Genomic DNA, 17679 nt, shown 5'->3' on the forward strand with positions numbered 1-17679 from the left:
TGCGGGGAGAGGTCGGAATTTGCGAGAGCAAATTCCGGGTGAGGGGGTACAGGCCCCTCGACAGATCTCGCCTGCGGAGACGGGCCCCTCACCCCGACCCTCTCAGGGCGAGCGCAGCTCGTCCCGACCCCTTAAGAACGGGGAGAGGGAGAAGGCGCGTTCCCTTATATCGTTCCGATTCCGCGGATTGCCAGCACGACCGCCCATGCTGCCGGGTTGTTGATCGGCCCCTTGTGTGCTTTGAGGGGCAATATCCCGCCGCCGGTCCAGCCCGATGCTGTTCAATTCCTATGCGTTCATCCTGCTGTTCCTGCCGGTCGTGCTCGCCGGCTATTTCCGGCTCGGCCGGCGCAGCAATCTGGCTCCGGTGGTCTGGCTGGCGCTGGCTTCGATCACCTTCTACGCGATCGGCAGCTGGCAGTTCGTCGCCCTTCTGCTGCTCTCGATCGCCTTCAACTACGGCGTCGGCCATCTTCTCATCGTGGCGGAGCTCACGCACCCGCAACGAAAGGCCGCTCTCGCTGTCGGCCTCGTCGGCGATCTCCTCATGCTCGGCATCTTCAAATATGCCGGCTTCGTCGCCGAGAACGTCAACGCGCTGCTCGGCACGCATGTCGCGCTCCACATCCTGCTCCCGGTCGGCATCTCCTTCTACACCTTCACCCAGATCGCGTTCCTGGTCGACGCTTATCGCGGCCAGGTCGCGGCCTATGCGCTGCCGCATTACGCGCTGTTCGTGACGTACTTCCCGCATCTGATCGCGGGGCCCATCCTCCATCACAAGGACATGATCCCGCAATTCGAGCACGAGGAGACCAAGCGCCCGGACGGGCATCTCATGTTGTGCGGAATCATCATCTTCGCGATCGGCCTGTTCAAGAAGACCTGCCTTGCCGACGGCATCCAGCCGCTGGTCGCGCTCGCCTTCGAGGCGCGCTCGCCGAGCTTCGACCAGGCCTGGCTCGGCGCACTCGCCTACACCTTCCAGCTCTATTTCGACTTCTCCGGCTATTCCGACATGGCGATCGGCATCTCGCTGCTGTTCGGCATCTTCCTGCCCGTCAATTTCAACTCGCCGTACAAGGCCACCAGCATCGTCGAATTCTGGCGGCGCTGGCACATGACGCTGTCGCAATTCCTGCGCGACTATCTCTACATCCCGCTCGGCGGCAACCGCCGCGGCCGCGTGCTGCGCTACGTCAATCTGATGATCACGATGCTGTTCGGCGGGCTCTGGCACGGCGCGGCCTGGACTTTTGTCATTTGGGGCGCGCTGCATGGCGCCTATCTCTGCGTCAATCATGCCTTCAATGCCTTGGTGCCGAACGGTCCGCCGCTGATTGCACGCCCAGCTCGCATCGCCGGCGCCGTGCTGACCTTCCTCGCTGTCGTCATCGCCTGGGTGTTCTTCCGTGCCGAGAGCGTCGCCTGGGCATTGCGGGTGCTCCACGCCATGGCTGCCCCTTCGAACCTCGTGCTCGGCCGCGAGGAGATCGCGGCCCTGGTGCAAGTCGCGATCTATGCGGCGCTGGTGTGGCTGGCGCCGAACACACAAGCGCTGATGGAATACGACCACGGCAACCGCGAGGTCGGCGCGGCCTTGCGGGCAGGGCGCACGCGGCCGTTGGTGCTCTATGCGGCCTCGCTGCTGCTCGCCTTCGGCTTCCTGGGCATCCAGAGCCACAGCGAATTCATCTATTTCCGATTCTGATGCAGGGCGCATTCACCAATCTCGGGCGTCTTCTGCTGGCGAGCGTGGCCTGCGTACTGAGCGCCGCGGCGCTCACCTTCATCGTCGATCCCCTGCAGCTGTTCCGTCCCTCGCGCCTTGTCCCGGCCTTCTACTCGGAGGACACGCGCGTGCAGAATGCCGGGCTGATCCGCAGCCAGCCGTTCGACACCGCCTTCATGGGGACCTCGCTCGCAATCCATTTTCGCCAGAGCGACATCGACCGCGCGCTTCGTGTCCGCTCGCTGAAGCTGGCGATGACCGGCTCCAACTCGCGTCAGCAGGCCTTCGTGCTGGAGCAGGCGATCGACCGCGGCGCAAGGCGCGTGATCTGGGAAATGGACGATTTCATCTTCATCGATGCCGCGGACATCGAGACCGACCCTTATTTGTCCGTCGATCTTTATCGCCGAACCGCCAAGGGCATCGCCTCCTATCTGTTCAGCGCGGCGATGGCGAAGGAATCGGTGTTCGCGCTGCTGCGATCCGTCCCGCTGCTGCGGGAGCCGCTGACCCGGGCGTCGCCTTATCTGCCGGTCAAGTTCGCGCTGGCGGACATCGACGACATCTACGCCCTGCCGCGTGATTTCGACGTCGCGCGAGACTACAACGCCAGAAAGACGCTCGCCGCCTTCACCTACATCACTGATCCCGTGCGCCGTCGCTTCCTCGGCGAAGGCTACAGCTACGAAGCCATGGTCCGGCATTTCGAGCACGACGCCGTCGGCCTGATCGCGCGCCACCCCGACGTGACCTTCGACATCTACCTCCCGCCCTATTCGATCCTGCAATTCGTCGCGATGCGCGATGCCTCGCCCGAAACTCTGAAGATCGTCACCGATCTCACGGCACACATTGCGCGGCGATTGACGCAACTGCCCAACGTCCGCCTGCACGATTTCCGCGCGATCAAGGCCGTCACGCACGATCTTAACAATTACAGCGACGTCATCCACCATTCGCCGGTGATCGATGCGAAGGTGCTGAGATGGCTTGCGAGCGGGGAGCACCGCGTCGACCCGAAAGCGCCGCTCGCGTCGCTGAATGAGCTGAAGGCGCAGGTGGAGGCGTATCGGGTGGAGCGCTGATCTTCCCCTCTCCCCTTGTGGGAGAGGGTGGCTCGCCGCGCAGCGGCGAGACGGGTGAGGGGACCTATCCGCGAGTCCTGGCAGTCGGGAATCGCGGATAGAACCCCTCATCCGGCTTCGCGCCACCTTCTCCCACAAGGGGAAAAGGAAGAGGCGCGCGCGCGACTTACACCGCCACCTCTTCCCCGAGATACGCGACCGCCGCCTCCAGCCCGCCCTTGCCGTGCGGGATCTTCAGCGCGTTCAGCCCGACCTCAATCACCCCGAGCGTGCCGAGCAGCATCGGCGCATTGACATGGCCCATATGGGCGATGCGGAAGGCTTGGCCGGAGAGATCGCCGATGCCGGTGCCGAGCACGACGCCGCACTTGTCCTTGCAATAGCGTTGCAGCACCGCCGGATCGTGGCCGTTGCTCATCGTCACCGTGGTCACGGTGTTGGAGCGCTCGCTGGCTTCGGCCACGTTGAAGCCGAGCACCTGGCCTTCCGACCAGACCGAGACCGCGCGGCGGGCGGCTTCGCCGAGCAGGCTGTGGCGGCGGAAGGCGTTCTCCAGGCCTTCCTCGTGCAGCATGTCGATCGCCTTGCGCAATGCGAACAACAGATGCACCGGCGCGGTGCCGGCATATTTGCGATAATTCTCGGTGCCCTCGCGCTCGCTCCAGCTCCAATAGGGCGTCGACATGTTGGCCTTCTTGTGCACCTCGAGCGCGCGCGCATTGGCGGCGACGAAGCCGAGGCCGGGCGGCGTCATCAGGCCCTTCTGCGAGCCGGACATCGCGACGTCGATACCCCATTTGTCCATCTCGAACGGCATGCAGCCGAGCGAGGCGACGGTATCGACCATGTAGAGTGCGGGATGGCCGCTCGCCTTGATCGCCTTGCCGATCGCCTCGATGTCGTTCTGCACGCCGGAGGCCGTGTCGACCTGGACCACGACGACGGCCTTGATGCTGTGCTCCTTGTCGCGGCGCAGGCGTTCCTCGACCTCGTGCGGCCGCACCGCGCGGCGCCAATCGCCCTTGAGCACCTCGACCTCGGCGCCCATCAGCGCCGCCGCGTTGCCCCAGCCGATCGCAAAACGTCCGCTCTCGAGCACCAGCACCTTGTCGCCGCGCGACAGGACGTTGCTCAGCGCCGCTTCCCAGGCCCCGTGACCGTTGGCGATGTAGATGTAGGACTTGCCCTTGGTCGCGAACAGCTTCGAGATGTCGCTGAGCAGGCTCTCGGTGAGATCCAGCATCTCCTGGGAGTAGATGTCGATCGCCGGACGGTGCATCGCCCGCAGCACCTCGTCGGGCATCGTGGTGGGCCCGGGGATGGCCAGAAACTCCCGGCCCGCGCGAACGGTCATTGCTGTCGGTCCTTATTGCCTGAGAACAGGATGGTGGGTCGCTGAATCATGCTTTTACGTGCCGGCGCGTCCCGAGAAAAGCGCGCAAAATGCAGGGCTGGGTTATCGCTTCGTCTCCCGGCAACCGGCCGCTTCGGCCTCCTCGACCGAGCAGAACCAGCGGGTGCCCTTGCTGATCTTCATCCTGATCTGCGTGTACCAGCGGCTGGTCGGCTGGTGAAAGATGCACTCCCCGGAGCTGTTGACGTTGCCCTTGATTGTGCAGTCCGGCGACGGCGCGACCGGCCCCGAGGCCGAAGCGAGCAGCACCGCGTGCGCGCCGTCAGGCGGCTTGGTCGCGCCGAGGATCGCGGTCTTCTTGTTGCGGACGCGCCAGTCCCACGGCGCGATGAAGGCGCCCTGCCACATCCCTGCCTTGGCCTCCCGCGCGGCCTTTTCATCGGCTTCATAGTCGCGGGACATGTGGGCGTAGGCCAGCGCCCAGCCGTTGCGCACCAGCCATTTCTGGATGTCCTCGCCGCCGACCTCGCAGCGCGCCACGGTGCGGCCGCGCCGGTCGACCGATCTCGGGCGGCAGACCCAAGTCTTGCCCTCGGCGTATCTGGCGAGCTCATCGCGGGCCGCGACGCCGCAAGTCCAGCGCTCGGACTTGGTGTTAAGGCAGAGCTGGTCGATTGCAGGCGCGTCGATGCCGCCGAGCCGGATCCGCGTGGTGCCGATCACCACCGCATCGCCAGCGCGGACCTTTGCCGTGCCGGTGATCTCGGCGGCATCCGCCAGCGAAGGGATGGCGAACAAAGACAGCGCAATCAGGACCTTTCGCAACATGCCCGTCCAGTTGTGATGAAAATCTCGATAGACGGCGCAATTGTGGTCGGCTTTTGGCCGCGCGGCCAGCGCATGCCGAACAGATAGGCTTTCAACTTCCTGTCATTTTGCGACGGTCTCGTAGGGTGGGTTAGCCGAAGGCGTAACCCACCACTGTTCGTATCCGCGGAGGTCAGATGGTGGATTACGCTTCGCTAATCCACCCTACGAGACCCCTCACCCTCGCGCCATCGCCCGCTTCGCCACCGCCAGCCCCATCAGCACGAACGCCGAGGTCACCTCCGGGCCACCGACCAGGATCCGCGTCGGCGTCTTCATCTTGTTCCATTCATAGGCGCGGAACGGGCCGCGGCGGCCGCCTTCACCGAGCCCGGCGACGATCACGTTCAGCGCCGGTGCGAAGGCGCGCGGGTCGGCGCCGAGATGGCCGAGCGCGATCAGTGCCAGCGCGGCGTCGAACACGTTCATCTCGGCCGCCATCAGCTCGCCCTTGACGTAGGACAGCACGCGATGGCGGATGAAATCGAAATCGCCGGCGGGATCGATCGCGGCCTGCGCCGCCAGCGGCAGCGCCAGGAAGGCGGCATAGCAGCGGCCGAAATAGGCGCTGTAGAGCTCCGGCAGATAATAGATGTGCGAGCGCGGATTGGCGAAGGCGCCGCTGGCGGCCAGCCGCTTCTGAAAGCCGATGATCCGGTGCAATGTTGCAAGCCGCGACGGCGTCTCCAGCACCTTCCAGCGCTCAAGGTTGCGGAAGCTTACCTCGAGAATGTCGAGATTGAGCGTCGGATCGAGATCGTTGCCGTAAGGGCGCTCGCCCTTGAGATTGTCGATCCAGGTCGCAACCCCGCCCTCATAGTCGATATTGTCGTTGAGCGGCACGGTCACGCGCGGTTCGTTGACGCCGGCGCGCACCTGATAGCCCGCATAGAAATCCAGGAGCGGCTGGTCGATGATCGCGTCGGTACAGCCGGCCTGCGTCGCCGCGGAGATCGAGCAGGCCGTGGTGTCGCAATCCGGCACGTAGATGCCGAAACCGAGGTCCTGCTTGATCTGCGCGAAGTAACGGGAGAAGCGCGGATGCGGCGCCGGCGCCAGTGCGGTGACGACGTTGAAGCGCGCGCCGCCCAAGCCCTCGACCTCCTCGCGACTGATGTTGACGCAGAAATCGACCATGTCGGCGATCGCGCGCTCCGCCGCGACCTTGTCGGCCGGGGAGGCGAGCCCGGTCTCGACGAAGCCGAGCAGGGCCTCGATGAAGAACGCGTCGTAATAGGCCGAGCGGTGGCGGATCTGCACCGGCTCCCACATCGGCTCGGCAATGCCTTTCCAGAGCGGATTGACCACGGCGCGCGCGGGCGAGCGCGCGATGAAGACGCGGGCGAGGTTGAACAGCAGCGAGGAATTCTTGTAGCCGCGCGCGTTGAGGCCCGTGAGCGCCATGATCAGCTCGCGGCCGCGGACATCAGGATCGCCGATCAGGTTGAAGGCGGCGTAGGTCGGCAGGAAGCCGTTGCGGCGGTACGAGCGGAGCAGATGCTGCGCGCAATCGCGGATCACGCCGTCGATCTGCGCGTTCTGGGGCATGGCGGCGGTGAACGGCACCGGCGGCGGCTTGGGGTGGTCGAGCGCGATGCTGTCGACGAGATCGGCGATCGGTTGTCCGACCGCCGCCCAGTCGGGCTCGGCCTCGTCGCGGGCCCGGGTGAGTGCCGCGCGCAGCCGCGTCAGCATCCCCTCGTCGCGCAGCTCGGGCAGGCCGGCGCGGCGGAGCAGGATCCGCAGCGCGGGATTGCCGAGCGCGGTCCTGTAGAATTTGGCGAGATGCGGATCGCCGCTGGCCGTATCCGACAATACGGGATCGCAGACGTCGTAAAGCGAGGGGCCGTCCTTCGGCGCCGTCAGCGCCCGGCAGGCGGCGCCGGCAAAATAATGAAAGCTCATGAAATACCTGGTCGCGGGGGCCTTGGTCGGGGACATCAGGCACGCTGCCATCTGCGCGCCACCCCCTGCAAGTCGTTGAAAAAGCTACCCGGATTCGCGGGAAAAACAAATGTGATGGACGTCACGGAAAAGCCGGCACGAAGGCTGCATGATCGCTCTCCGGAAGGCTACGGGGAAGCCGCAAATGCGGCAATTTGGATCGGAGAATTATCAAGTATATTCAGACACTTAGTTCATATTTTTAGCAATCTATTGCCCCAGGGCCTATATCCGGTTAAGGGTTTGTTTGGTGCGGCGCCGCAAATTGCGCGCAATTCGGGGTCACATCCCCGGCCAATCCCTCAAACCTAAAGCCGCTATCGCGCTACTCAAACAGTGTGCGCGCGCTTGGTAGGTCTTTGGCACAGGAAACGAAGCGAGATGAATCTAAAGCAGCTCGACCTTTCCAGACGTACGATCGCCCTCGCCGCGGCCCTCATCGGCACGGTGTCGCTGGTGATCGGCGCCCATGCTGCTCTCAACATGCGTGCGATCGATGCCGCCAAGGCGGTCTCGACCGATCAGATCACCGGTTCGATCGGCCAGAGCTCGCGCCTGGCGCTCGTCATCGGCAATGGACATTACCCCGACGCCAGCGCGCCGCTGACGCAGTCGATCAACGACGCCCGTGCGCTGTCCTCGTCCCTGCGCAAGAACGGCTTCGACGTCGACATGGTGGAAGATGCGACCCGCGACGACATGGTCCGCGCCGTGAGCCGCCTGAAGTCGCGGATCACCCGCGACAGCGTCGTCATGCTGTTCTTCGGCGGCTACGGCGTGCAGGCCGGCCGCGAGAGCTACATGCTGCCGGTCGATGCCGTGATCTGGAAGGAAAAGGACGTCCGCCGCCAAGGCGTGTCGATCGAGGGCGTGCTCGAGATGATGAAGGAGCAGGGCGCCAGGGCCAAGCTCGTCGTGGTCGACGCCTCCCGCCGCAATCCCTACGAGCGCCGCTTCCGCTCCTACAGCCACGGTCTCGCGCCGATCAGCGCGTCCGACAATGCGCTCATCCTCACCTCCGCCTCGCCCGGCAAGGTCGTCGACGACGGGAAGGGCGAGCACAGCGTGCTGGTCAGCGAGTTCCTCAACAACCTCAGCAAGCCCGGCAGCGCCGAGAGCGTCTTCAACAAGACCCGCCTCGCCATCTCCCGCGCCAGCGAAGGCGACCAGGTCCCGACCGTATCGTCGTCGCTGCTCGAAGACGTCCGTTTCGGCGAAGCCGGCGGTTAGTTCGCGGCTCTTGTAGGGTGGATTAGCCGAAGGCGCAATCCACCGCTTCTCTCGCGTCAGCTTGGAAAGCAAAGAGGTGGGTTACGCCTTCGGCTAACCCACCCTACGACGTTGCTCCTACTTCGCCGCTTCCGCGCTCGCCATCACGGGACGCACCGGATCGCCTTCGCGCAGCAAGGCACCGGCGCGGGCGACGACGACGTCGCCCTCGCTGAGGCCGTCGCGGACCTCGATATTGCCGCCGGACATCAAGCCGACCTCGACACGCTTGGTCTCGACGCGGTTGCGGCGGATCACCTGCACCACGGTGCCGGCGGACGAATATTGCACGGCGGTCAGCGGTACCGCCACGTTGCAGCTCTGCCCGGTCTTGATCAGCGCGCGCCCGCTCCCATTCAGCAGCAGCCGCTTCTGCGAGGAGATTCCGATATAGACCATGCCCTGCTGGATGTTCGGCTCGACGGTCGGTCCGATGCGGCGCACCTTGCCGCTGATGTCGCCGCCACCTGGGATCCGCACGGTGGCCTGCTGATTGACCGCGAGCTTGCGCACATCGGTGGTGGCCACGAGGCCGACGAGGTCGTACTCGCTGCGCGCCACGATCGTGAACAGCGCCTCGCCCTTGGCCGAGGCGAAGTTGCCGATCTGCGCGGTCGAGGTCGCGATCACCCCCGCCACGGGCGCGGTGACCTGAAGCGTGCCGCCTTCGGGCAGCGCCAGCCGGGCCAGCACCTGGCCGGCGGTGGTGGTGTCGCCGGCTTCCGCCAGCACGTCCGTGACCTTCAGGCCGGGCCGCTCGGGCCGCACCGAGGTTTCCTCACGCGCGATGATCGTGCCGGTGGCTTCGACGACGTCGGAGAAGCAGGATTTCGCGACCTTCAGCACCGTGACCGCCGGCCCCTTCGGCGCGTCGTCATCGGCGGCACCGGCCGGATGGGGGCTGAGGACGAGCAGGCCGGCGACGGCTGCGGGGCACAGGTTTCGAACAACGGCGCGGGGCAAATGACGCATCGGAAATTCCAATTGGGTAAATTCCACTTGGGCTATGCCTCCAATCGATAGCAGATGGCCGCCGCCCGCACTACGGCCGCGTCGTCCCGAAACAGGACGCCGTGCCGCCGCCGGCAGTCGCGGCAAGCAAGTCTTTGACAAGCAAGTCTTTGATGAGTCGCGGGATTGGAGAACAGGTTCGCTCCGAAGAGCTCGAGTCGCGCGCGGCGGGCGTCAGCGGCGCCGCTCACCCACCGGCTTGCCGCTGGCCCGCTCGATCAGATGCAGCCGCGTGCAGGCCGGACACGACACCGACACGTGCGTGCGATCGCTCGGCTCGTCGGTAAGCCGATGCTGCACGTTCAGGCCCGTCTGGGGGCATTTGAAGACAATCTGCCGGTCCATGACCGAGATATGACGCCAAGCCGGGCCTCGCGAAATTACGGATGTTTACGTAGGTCGGCGATGGCTCCTCACGGCAGTTTCAGGAACTCGACCCAGTTTGGTTTCTTGCCGGTGGGGTAGGATTTCAGCTTGGTCAGCGCGCCGCTGCCCTGGTCGATGGCATGAACCGTCATGCTGTCGGAGAGCTCGCCGACCGCGGCGAGATAGCGGCCGCTTGGATCGACCTGAAAGCCGCGCGGTTGCTTCTCGGTCGGCACGCTGCCGATCGTGGTCAGCTTGCCGCTCGAGCCATCGACCCTGTAGGCGGTGAGCGTGCTGGTGGTGCGCTCGGAAGCGTAGAGGAAGCGGCCGTCCGGCGTGATGTGGATGTCGGCCGCCCAAGGTTTCTTATTAGGCTCTTTTCCCGAAAACCCTTCCGGCAGCGCGGTGGTGCGCTGGATCTCGTCCCACGCGCCGCTCCTGGCTTCATAAGTGAAGGCCGCGACATCGCCGTTCAGCTCGTGGAGGAGATAGACGAACTTGCCGCCGGGATGAAACACGAAGTGCCGCGGCCCCGATTTCTCCGGCACCTTGTACGCGGGCGGATCGTTCGGGGTCAGCGTGCCGGTCGTGGCATCGAACGCGAAGGCCAGCACCTGATCGGAGCCGAGATTGGTCGCAAATGCGAAGCGGTTGTCGGGCGAAGGCAGGAAGGCGTGCGCGTTCAGCCCGGTCGGGATCACCTGCTTGGGCTCGCCGGCAACCCCGTTGCCAAGCAGCGGATTCAGCGCGACCTTGTTGCCGCCATAGGAGGCGCTGAACAGGTACTTGCCGCTGCGGTCGATGGCGATATGGGCCATGCTGTCCGCGAGCGGTCCGTTGCCGAGATGGCTGAGCTCGCCCGTCCTGGGATCGATCGCAAAGCTCACCGCGAGAGTGGGCTGCGAGCGGATTCCGGCAATCAGCGTACGGTGGTCGGGCGTGATCGCGAGCGGTGTCGAGGAGCCCGGCTTTTCGACGCCCTTGAAGGCGGCCGTCTGCACGAGCGTCATCTCGCCGCTCTCGCTCATCTTGAACACGCTGATGTCGTTGCTGTCGGCATTGCCGACATAGGCGAAGGTTTCGGCCATACCGGCACGGACTCCAGAAATGAGGGTAAGCGAAGCGAACAGGGCGGCGGCGATCGCAGCGCGTGGCGCGCGCGATGCGATGCGTCGGATCGGTCTCGACATGGGCTCCTCCTGAAAGCTGGCTCGCGGTATTATCGTTTTTGCCGCGAGCATAGCGGGCGGAGCGACGCCGCACCAAAATCCAATGGGGATCGATCGATGCCGAAATCGCATCGGTCGCGGGATGCCGGGTCAGCGCGCCGCTGCGGTTCGGGAGGGCAGACGCAACCCGGACGGCTGGTCCGGCGGCCCGAGCATAGTCCACACGGTGATCGCGACCAGGGCGGAGGTCATGAGGGTCCAGAGGATGAGTCGTTTTCGCATCAGGCCAATCCATCGGTGCAAGCCGCGAGGCCAAGGGCCGCGTCAGCGATCCTGCACTGCAAAGAGCGGCGGTTCTATGAGGCCGTTCACAGGGCGAAAACGGCCGATGCTGTCGCGAACCAATGCGCTGCGAACGCATTGAACCGACATGTCCCGCGCAAACGATCTCGAAGGCAAGCCCGACATGGGCGGCAAGCATGGCGGCCAAGCCGGCCAGCCCAAGCTTCCGCCGCGCCCGCGCGAGGGCGAGCGCGATGCGGATGTCGTGGCAAAGCGCCACACCGGCCAAACCGATCGGGCGGCGCCGCCGACCAAACCAAAATAGTTCCTTGCCGCCGCCCTCGCGGCAGGCCCCGCGCCGGGAACGGCGGCATCGCTCTGCCGTTAGCTCGGGGCGTGAGAGAGGGAAAAGGGAGGCTGGCTCGTGTTTTGGATCTGTTGGAACACCGCCTGGTCGCTGATCATCAGCGGCATCATGGTCGCCACCATCGTCAGCCACCCCGACGCCGAATTCGCCGAAGTGCGGGCGGCCCGACAATCGATGTGAGCTTCTCTTACCTTGCCGAGCCCGTTCCGGATCACGTCATGCTGCCGGGCATGAAGCAGCGGATCTTGGGGCGGCCGTTGACGTAATAGGGCCAGACCATGGTGCGTCCGTCGTCGAGCGCCGTGCCGTCGGCGTCGGCACAACAGGGGTGAGGCCCGACTGTCGAAGCGCCGCTCGCGGACGCTTTGACCGCACTCGGCGCCGCCAAGTCTCAACCAGCGGTTGGCGGGCCTTGGAACGCTCTGGGCTTCGATGCGTTCAAGCTGATTGCGTAGGCGCCCGCCTGCGGCACGTCGGGGCTATGTATGTCGAATGTCGAGGAATTTCCGCTCTCTGCCCGCAAGCTGACCGAGTTCGAGGCCCTGGTAGCGGCGGCTCCGGGTGCGCTCGAGGCCATTCCGGGCGCGGTCTATGTCTGCGATAGCGAAGGCGGGCTCGTGACCTACAACCGCGAAGCCGCGGAGTTGTGGGGCAGAACTCCAGAGCTTGGTTCCGTCGAGAAGTTCTGCGGGTCCCATCGTCTCTACAGGATGGACGGCACCGTGCTTCCGCATTCGGAGTGCCCCATGGCCAATGCGGTCCGGCTCGGCCTCCCCGCGCGTAACACGGAGGTCATGATCGAACGGCCGGACGGCTCCCGGATCGCGGCGCTCGTGAACATCCGTCCCCTGCGCGATCATGCCGGCCGCATCCAGGGCGCAATCAATTGCTTTCAGGACGTTTCAGATCGCAAGAAGATCGAGGAAGAGGTTCGTGCAAAGACCAAGGATCTCGAGGACTTCTTCGAGAACAGTGCGGTCGGACTCCATATCGTGGGTGGCGACGGCATCATTCGCAGGGCCAATCAGGCCGAGCTCGATCTGCTGGGCTACAGCGCCGAAGAGTATATCGGTCACCATGTGGCCGAATTTCACGCGGACGCCCCCGTCATCGGCGACATTCTTCACCGACTCTCCTGTGGCGAAAGGCTGGACCGCTATCCCGCCCGCCTGCGCGCGAAGGACGGCTCGATCAAGCACGTATTGATCACCTCCAACAGTCGTGTCGAGCACGGCAAGTTCGTCAGCACGCGCTGCTTTACAACTGACGTCACCGAGCTGCACGTGGCCGAGCTGGCGCGCGAGGCTAGCGAGACTCGCCTCGCTGCAACCTACCAAGCGGCCAAGGTCGGCATCGCCGAGGCCGATGAACATGGGCGGCTGCTCCGGGTCAACGATTATCTGAGCGAGATCACCGGGCGATCTCGTGATGAGCTGCTGGCGATGAGCTTTTCCGACTACACTCATCCCGACGATTGCGCCGCGGACCTTGCGCTCTACGAGCAGCAGGTGCGTGGCGACCTCCCCAGCTATACCTACCGCAAGCGCGTCCTTCGCCCCGACGGCAGCGTGCGTCATCTCGAGATCTTCAGCTCGTCGGTCAGGGACAGCGCGGGACGCTTCCGTTACGGCGTTCGCGTCAGTCACGACGTCACGGAAGCGAAGCGATTGCAGGATCGGATCCGCGAGAGCGAGCAGCATATGCGCGATCTGCTCGAGGCGCTGCCCGCCGCGCTCTACACCACCGACGCAAAAGGCCGCATCACCTTCTACAACAAGACCGCCGTCGAGATGGCCGGGCGCACGCCGCTGCCCGGCGACGAATGGTGCGTGACCTGGAAGCTCTATTGGCCCGACGGCACGCCTCTGCCGCACGACCAATGTCCGATGGCGATCGCGCTCCGGGAGGGTCGGCCCGTGCGTGGAGTGGAGGCTGTCGCGGAGCGACCGGACGGCACGCGCGTGCCGTTCATTCCCTATCCGACGCCGCTATTCGATTCGGGGGGCAGGCTGATCGGTGCAGTCAACATGCTGGTCGACATCACCGAACGCAAGCGCGCGGAAATGGCGCAAACCCTCCTGATTGATGAGCTCAATCATCGCGTCAAGAATACCCTGGCGATGGTGCAATCGCTCGCCGGCCAGACCGCGCGCCATACCAGCAGTCTGGACGACTTCAATCGAACCTTCGAGGGCCGGTTGCTGGCGCTCTCTCGTGCGCATGATCTCTTGACCGAGCGCAAGTGGCAGGACGCTCCGCTCCAGCGGCTCGTCGAGGACATCACGGCGGCTGTTGCGGAGGATGGCCGGATCAGGATGGAAGGTCCACCCGTCGCGCTCAATGCGCGCTCGGCGCTCAGCTTTACGATGGTTCTCAACGAGCTCCTGACCAACGCGACGAAGTACGGTGCCTTGTCGGCGCCGGATGGGACGCTCTTGATGCGATGGAGCCTGCGGAATGCCGGGCACGGCACCATTCTCGATTATGAATGGGTGGAATCCGGCGGCCCGAAAGTCACGCCGCCCATGCGCCGCGGCTTCGGCACGCGGCTGATGGAGCGCTGTGTCGAGGCGGACCTCGGCGGCGAGTTCGATCTCGCCTTCGAACCGGGCGGCGTGCGCTGTCGCATGTCGATGCCGGTCACGGGCACTGTCGGATCGAATTGATTCGCGCGATCCATGGCTGTTCTCTGGATGACAGCATATCGAGCTCGTTTGCTAGCGCGATGGCTTCTTTCACGTCCGGCGTGACGAGCCCTTCACGGAGCCTGCCGACAACAGGCACAAGCAGGTCCACCGCCTGCTCAAGCTTGTCGGAATCTCGCCAGAGGCGGGCCAGGCTGACGGCTGTCCGCAGCTCCCACGAGCGGGCATTCTGTCCGCGCGCGACTTCCAGCGACTGCACGAACAATTCCTCGGAGTCGGCCGCTGGTCCGGCATGGGCCCGGATGAACTCCCCTTGCAGGCGGTAGATCTCCGCCAGATAGAAGTGATCGCCCGTCCTCTTCGCGACCGTCAAGGCACCATCGAGCGCGCGCAAGGCCGCTTCCGACAGACCGGCCCTCGCATAGCCTTGCGCGAGGAGGCATCTGAACCAGCAACTGGCGAGCCAGGAATTCTGCGCCTCATAACCCTCGACGCCCGTGCGCATTTCGCTCAGACCTGCATCCATGTCCCCGAGCTCGGTCAGCGCCCATCCATGCAGAATGGTGGCCTGTTGCTTCCAATGCAGAAAGCCGTGTTGCGATGAAATGGTCATCGCGCGGCTGGCATAATCTCTGGTGCCCGTGACGTCGCGCAGATGCTGACAAAGGTATGCGCCAAACACTTGCGCGAATGCCAGCGTAAAAGGATGGCGCATTTGCTCGGCATCGGAAATCGCCTGCTCGCTGTGCTGCCGCGCGGTGTCTGGCTGCCCTAGGAACCATAGCAGGTATCCGAGGTACGACATCGACATGACGCCTGGATTGAGGAGCCTTTCCGCCGAACCGCGATGCAGAGCCGGATCATCGAGTTGGATGGAGCGACGAAGATGATGTTGCGCCGCCAGAAACCGCCCGCGGTAAAGCATGGTCGCCGCGATCGACCTGTGGGCCTCCACGAGGTACAGGGTCTGCTTCGACAGCAACTCGCTCGGACGTTCCCGTTTGGCGAATTTCAGGAGTGCGGCACTCAGACCGTGCGCCTTGGTCAGGTCAGCTCGAATGAAGTGGTGCATCCAAAGCCCTCTTATCGCCGCTAGCACCTTGTCTTCATCATCGAGCTGCCGTCCGAGCTCGAGGCCTCGGGCAAAATTGTCTTCCACCTCCTGTGTGCCGTAACCTTTGGCAGCGATCAGCGCGTTACCCAGCGCAATGCGAAGCTCCAGCTCCATTTCATCGCGGTCGGGCATCTCGGGACTGCCGAGGACGACCGCTAGGCCACGGCGCAGGTGGCCGATCGCTTCCAAATAGGCTCCCAACCTTGCGGCGTGCCTGCCGGCCTTGATCCAGGAAGCTGCAGCCGGCTGGCTTTGATCGGATTCGGTCAGATGATAGGCGAGAAGCTCCGGCTCGCGCTCGGTCTTTTCCGGATAGTTCTGAGCCAGCACCGACGCGATCCGCGCGTGGAGCCGTCTCCTCTCGCTGCGCAACAGGCTCGCATGCGCTGCATCCTGGATCATCACGTGCTTGAACGAGTAGAGCGCATCCGGCGGATGGCCCAACCGGACGATCAGCCCTGCCTCCTCCAGGCGATCGAGCGCCGCCTCGATCTGGTCGGCTGGTACGGAGGCGACAGCGTTCAGCATCTCGTAGGAGAACTGCCGGCCGATGGTGGCTCCGATCTGTGCGACCCTCTTGAACGGGCCCAGCCGATCCAGACGCGCCATCAGCGAATCCATCAGCGTCGCCGGGATTGCCAGCGGTCGCCACGAACCGGAGAGCACATAGTTTCCGCGTTCCTCGGTCAGAAGGTCGCTTTCGAGAACGGCTTTGGTCAGCTCCTCGACGAACAGCGGCACGCCGTCGGTCTTGACGATGATGTCCTCGACGACTTCCTTCGGCATTTTGCGGCTGCCGGCAACCCGCTCGACCAAGGTCGTCCGCTGCTGCCGGCTTAGCCTGTTCAGCACCAGCGTTGTGATGTGAGAGTGAGCGCTCCAGCTCGGCTTGAATTCGGAACGGCAGGTGATGACGACGAGAATGGGCGTGTACTGGACCCGCTCCACCAGCAGATCGATGACCTCCCGGGATGTCGGATCGATCCAATGGGCGTCCTCGAAGGCGATCACCAGCGGCTGATCGTGCGCGAGGCCCAGGAGATGATTGATGAGGGCGGAGACGATGGCGTCCTTTTGCTGCTGCGGCGACAGATCGAGCGGAGGATAGCGGTCCCCGGTCGGGATCGACAGCAGCGCCGCAAAGAGCGGCGTCATCTGCTCGATGTCGCCATGCGCGGCCGCAACGGTCCGCTCGAGACTCGACAGAGACGAGGCCGAAGCATCGTCGCGGTCGAGGCCTAGGGCAAATTTGAGCTGCTCGATGAAGGGATGGAACGCCGTCGAGCTGTAGTAGGGCGAACACTGGAACGAGACATGCCCGTGCCGATCCCCCGCAATCCGCACGAAGATTTCCTGGACGATGCGCGACTTGCCAATGCCCGGCTCCCCGAACAGCACCACGACTTGGCCGTCGCCCGCCTTGGCCTGCTCCCAGCGGCCGAGCAGAACCGTGATCTCGTCGTCGCGATTGACGAGTGGCGTCAGCCGGGAGCCGATGGCTGCGGCAAAGCGGGTCTCCACGCGCGACGGCCGCACCACATGCCACGCCTGTGTTCTTCCGGCTATGCCCTTGAGTGCATGGACCCCGAGATTGCGATAGTCGAACTTTCCCTTCAACAGCGACTGCGTCGACGACGAGATGACCACCCCGTTCGGCGGCGCCAGGCTCTGCAATCGCGCCGCCAGATTGACGGTCTCGCCGACCGCGGAATCGCGCTCCTCGGTCCCCTGGCCGACCAAGTCGCCCACGACCACCAGTCCCGTCGCGATGCCGATCCGGACGGCGGGCGCATGGTTGAGCGCACCCAGCGGCTCGATCGCAGGCGCGGTCGACAATGTCCGCACGATCTCGAGACCAGCCCGCACCGCTCGCTCGGCATCGTCCTCATGCGCCTTCGGGTAGCCGAAATAGACCAGGATGCCGTCGCCGACGAAGCGGGCGGCAAATCCTTCATAGTGTTTGACCACACCCACGCAGGTTTCGCGAAAGCTCGCGATCATGTCACGCACGTCCTCGGGATCGAAATGTGCGGAGAGCGCGGTGGAATCGACCATGTCGCAGAACATCGTGGTGAGCTGGCGACGTTCCGCAACGATTGCCGTAGCGGGCAATGTGTGGTCCGCGGCTGGCGCGGCCATTCCGGAAAGGGACGCCGTTGCACGCTGAAGCCGCTTGCGGTCTCCGAGCGGCAGTCCAATCTGTGCCAGATCCGGTTCGGTCAGGTGGGGCAGGATGTCGAGATCGATGCGATGGCGGACGAAGAGGTCCGTGTATTGGCTGAGCCCAACGCTTTCAAGCCAGTGTCTCAGACGCTCCGTCCCCGTCCTCGACTCATCATTCGGCATGCGGAAATCCCTGGTTCAAATTGCGCTGAGTGGCTCCAAAATGCCTGTGGTTTGCGCTTGGATGGGGACTCGATGCGACTCTTCGTTGCGGCGGCCAATGGAGGCAAACCATCGGTATTTTGAGCGTT

The 17679-nt window shown here is 64.5% G+C and carries 15 protein-coding genes; 6 read left to right on the forward strand and 9 right to left on the reverse strand.

From position 1 onward, the window contains the following. Window positions 1-274 precede the first annotated feature (274 nt). Window positions 275-1711, forward strand: a complete 1437-nt coding sequence (locus tag I6F21_RS35660) for an MBOAT family protein (RefSeq protein ID WP_225184203.1) — start codon at window positions 275-277, stop codon at window positions 1709-1711. After that, the gene (locus I6F21_RS35665; RefSeq protein ID WP_225184204.1) at window positions 1711-2817 is read left to right on the forward strand and encodes a hypothetical protein; all 1107 of its coding nucleotides are present in this window, start codon (window positions 1711-1713) and stop codon (window positions 2815-2817) included. The genes I6F21_RS35660 and I6F21_RS35665 overlap by 1 nt, the downstream gene beginning before the upstream one ends. Window positions 2818-2983: 166 nt before the next feature. Here the strand turns inward: I6F21_RS35665 and I6F21_RS35670 are convergent, their stop codons facing one another. The 3 genes from I6F21_RS35670 to I6F21_RS35680 form a co-directional block, all read right to left on the reverse strand. After that, window positions 2984-4171 (reverse strand): aminotransferase class V-fold PLP-dependent enzyme, encoded by a 1188-nt coding sequence (locus I6F21_RS35670; protein ID WP_036015923.1) that lies wholly within the window; start codon window positions 4169-4171, stop codon window positions 2984-2986. Between the two features lie 102 nt (window positions 4172-4273). Beyond that, window positions 4274-4999 carry a thermonuclease family protein gene (locus I6F21_RS35675; protein WP_036015924.1) on the reverse strand — a complete coding sequence of 242 codons (726 nt, stop codon included), beginning with the start codon at window positions 4997-4999 and terminating at the stop codon, window positions 4274-4276. Window positions 5000-5215: 216 nt separating this feature from the next. Next, the gene (locus I6F21_RS35680; protein WP_225184212.1) at window positions 5216-6943 is read right to left on the reverse strand and encodes a hypothetical protein; all 1728 of its coding nucleotides are present in this window, start codon (window positions 6941-6943) and stop codon (window positions 5216-5218) included. A 420-nt stretch (window positions 6944-7363) separates the two neighbouring features. Between I6F21_RS35680 and I6F21_RS35685 the strand changes: the two genes are divergently transcribed. Further along, entirely contained in the window at window positions 7364-8212 is an 849-nt protein-coding gene (locus I6F21_RS35685; RefSeq protein ID WP_225184205.1) for a caspase family protein, read from the forward strand. 117 nt (window positions 8213-8329) lie between these two features. On the opposite strand, the gene I6F21_RS35690 is transcribed toward I6F21_RS35685, so the two are convergent. The 4 genes from I6F21_RS35690 to I6F21_RS38920 form a co-directional block, all read right to left on the reverse strand. Then, the gene (locus I6F21_RS35690; protein ID WP_036015950.1) at window positions 8330-9223 is read right to left on the reverse strand and encodes an HlyD family efflux transporter periplasmic adaptor subunit; all 894 of its coding nucleotides are present in this window, start codon (window positions 9221-9223) and stop codon (window positions 8330-8332) included. Window positions 9224-9436: 213 nt separating this feature from the next. Then, entirely contained in the window at window positions 9437-9607 is a 171-nt protein-coding gene (locus tag I6F21_RS35695; protein ID WP_167361671.1) for a hypothetical protein, read from the reverse strand. 68 nt (window positions 9608-9675) lie between these two features. Beyond that, complete coding sequence (locus tag I6F21_RS35700; RefSeq protein WP_225184206.1) at window positions 9676-10818, reverse strand: lactonase family protein; 1143 nt, start codon at window positions 10816-10818, stop codon at window positions 9676-9678. A gap of 129 nt (window positions 10819-10947) precedes the next feature. Next, complete coding sequence (locus I6F21_RS38920; protein WP_260345447.1) at window positions 10948-11079, reverse strand: hypothetical protein; 132 nt, start codon at window positions 11077-11079, stop codon at window positions 10948-10950. A gap of 148 nt (window positions 11080-11227) precedes the next feature. Between I6F21_RS38920 and I6F21_RS35705 the strand changes: the two genes are divergently transcribed. Together I6F21_RS35705 and I6F21_RS38925 are read left to right on the forward strand one after the other, a co-directional pair. After that, a complete protein-coding gene (locus I6F21_RS35705; protein WP_225184207.1) occupies window positions 11228-11404 on the forward strand; it encodes a hypothetical protein in 177 nt (58 codons plus the stop codon). Between the two features lie 99 nt (window positions 11405-11503). Then, window positions 11504-11626 (forward strand): hypothetical protein, encoded by a 123-nt coding sequence (locus I6F21_RS38925; RefSeq protein ID WP_260345449.1) that lies wholly within the window; start codon window positions 11504-11506, stop codon window positions 11624-11626. 31 nt (window positions 11627-11657) lie between these two features. Here the strand turns inward: I6F21_RS38925 and I6F21_RS35710 are convergent, their stop codons facing one another. Next, window positions 11658-11834, reverse strand: a complete 177-nt coding sequence (locus I6F21_RS35710) for a hypothetical protein (protein ID WP_225114568.1) — start codon at window positions 11832-11834, stop codon at window positions 11658-11660. A 97-nt stretch (window positions 11835-11931) separates the two neighbouring features. On the opposite strand from I6F21_RS35710, the gene I6F21_RS35715 reads away from it, so the two are divergent. After that, window positions 11932-14112 carry a PAS domain S-box protein gene (locus I6F21_RS35715; RefSeq protein WP_225184208.1) on the forward strand — a complete coding sequence of 727 codons (2181 nt, stop codon included), beginning with the start codon at window positions 11932-11934 and terminating at the stop codon, window positions 14110-14112. Here the strand turns inward: I6F21_RS35715 and I6F21_RS35720 are convergent. Further along, entirely contained in the window at window positions 14087-17551 is a 3465-nt protein-coding gene (locus tag I6F21_RS35720) for an AAA family ATPase (protein WP_225184209.1), read from the reverse strand. The two genes, I6F21_RS35715 and I6F21_RS35720, sit on opposite strands and share 26 nt — an antisense overlap. Window positions 17552-17679 lie beyond the last annotated feature (128 nt).

Source organism: Bradyrhizobium sp. NBAIM03 (assembly GCF_020194055.1).
Taxonomy (GTDB): Bacteria; Pseudomonadota; Alphaproteobacteria; order Rhizobiales; family Xanthobacteraceae; genus Bradyrhizobium; species Bradyrhizobium yuanmingense.

What these genes read in the sequence shown, in the direction of transcription:
- I6F21_RS35685 (WP_225184205.1), top strand. Translation starts at nt 7,364, where the DNA reads ATGAATCTAAAGCAGCTCGACCTTTCCAGACGTACGATCGCCCTCGCC.
- I6F21_RS35695 (WP_167361671.1), bottom strand. Translation starts at nt 9,607, where the DNA reads ATGGACCGGCAGATTGTCTTCAAATGCCCCCAGACGGGCCTGAACGTG.
- I6F21_RS35670 (WP_036015923.1), bottom strand. Translation starts at nt 4,171, where the DNA reads ATGACCGTTCGCGCGGGCCGGGAGTTTCTGGCCATCCCCGGGCCCACC.
- I6F21_RS35700 (WP_225184206.1), bottom strand. Translation starts at nt 10,818, where the DNA reads ATGTCGAGACCGATCCGACGCATCGCATCGCGCGCGCCACGCGCTGCG.
- I6F21_RS35690 (WP_036015950.1), bottom strand. Translation starts at nt 9,223, where the DNA reads ATGCGTCATTTGCCCCGCGCCGTTGTTCGAAACCTGTGCCCCGCAGCC.
- I6F21_RS35715 (WP_225184208.1), top strand. Translation starts at nt 11,932, where the DNA reads ATGTCGAATGTCGAGGAATTTCCGCTCTCTGCCCGCAAGCTGACCGAG.
- I6F21_RS35665 (WP_225184204.1), top strand. Translation starts at nt 1,711, where the DNA reads ATGCAGGGCGCATTCACCAATCTCGGGCGTCTTCTGCTGGCGAGCGTG.
- I6F21_RS35680 (WP_225184212.1), bottom strand. Translation starts at nt 6,943, where the DNA reads ATGAGCTTTCATTATTTTGCCGGCGCCGCCTGCCGGGCGCTGACGGCG.
- I6F21_RS35660 (WP_225184203.1), top strand. Translation starts at nt 275, where the DNA reads ATGCTGTTCAATTCCTATGCGTTCATCCTGCTGTTCCTGCCGGTCGTG.
- I6F21_RS38920 (WP_260345447.1), bottom strand. Translation starts at nt 11,079, where the DNA reads ATGCGAAAACGACTCATCCTCTGGACCCTCATGACCTCCGCCCTGGTC.
- I6F21_RS35720 (WP_225184209.1), bottom strand. Translation starts at nt 17,551, where the DNA reads ATGCCGAATGATGAGTCGAGGACGGGGACGGAGCGTCTGAGACACTGG.
- I6F21_RS35705 (WP_225184207.1), top strand. Translation starts at nt 11,228, where the DNA reads ATGTCCCGCGCAAACGATCTCGAAGGCAAGCCCGACATGGGCGGCAAG.
- I6F21_RS35675 (WP_036015924.1), bottom strand. Translation starts at nt 4,999, where the DNA reads ATGTTGCGAAAGGTCCTGATTGCGCTGTCTTTGTTCGCCATCCCTTCG.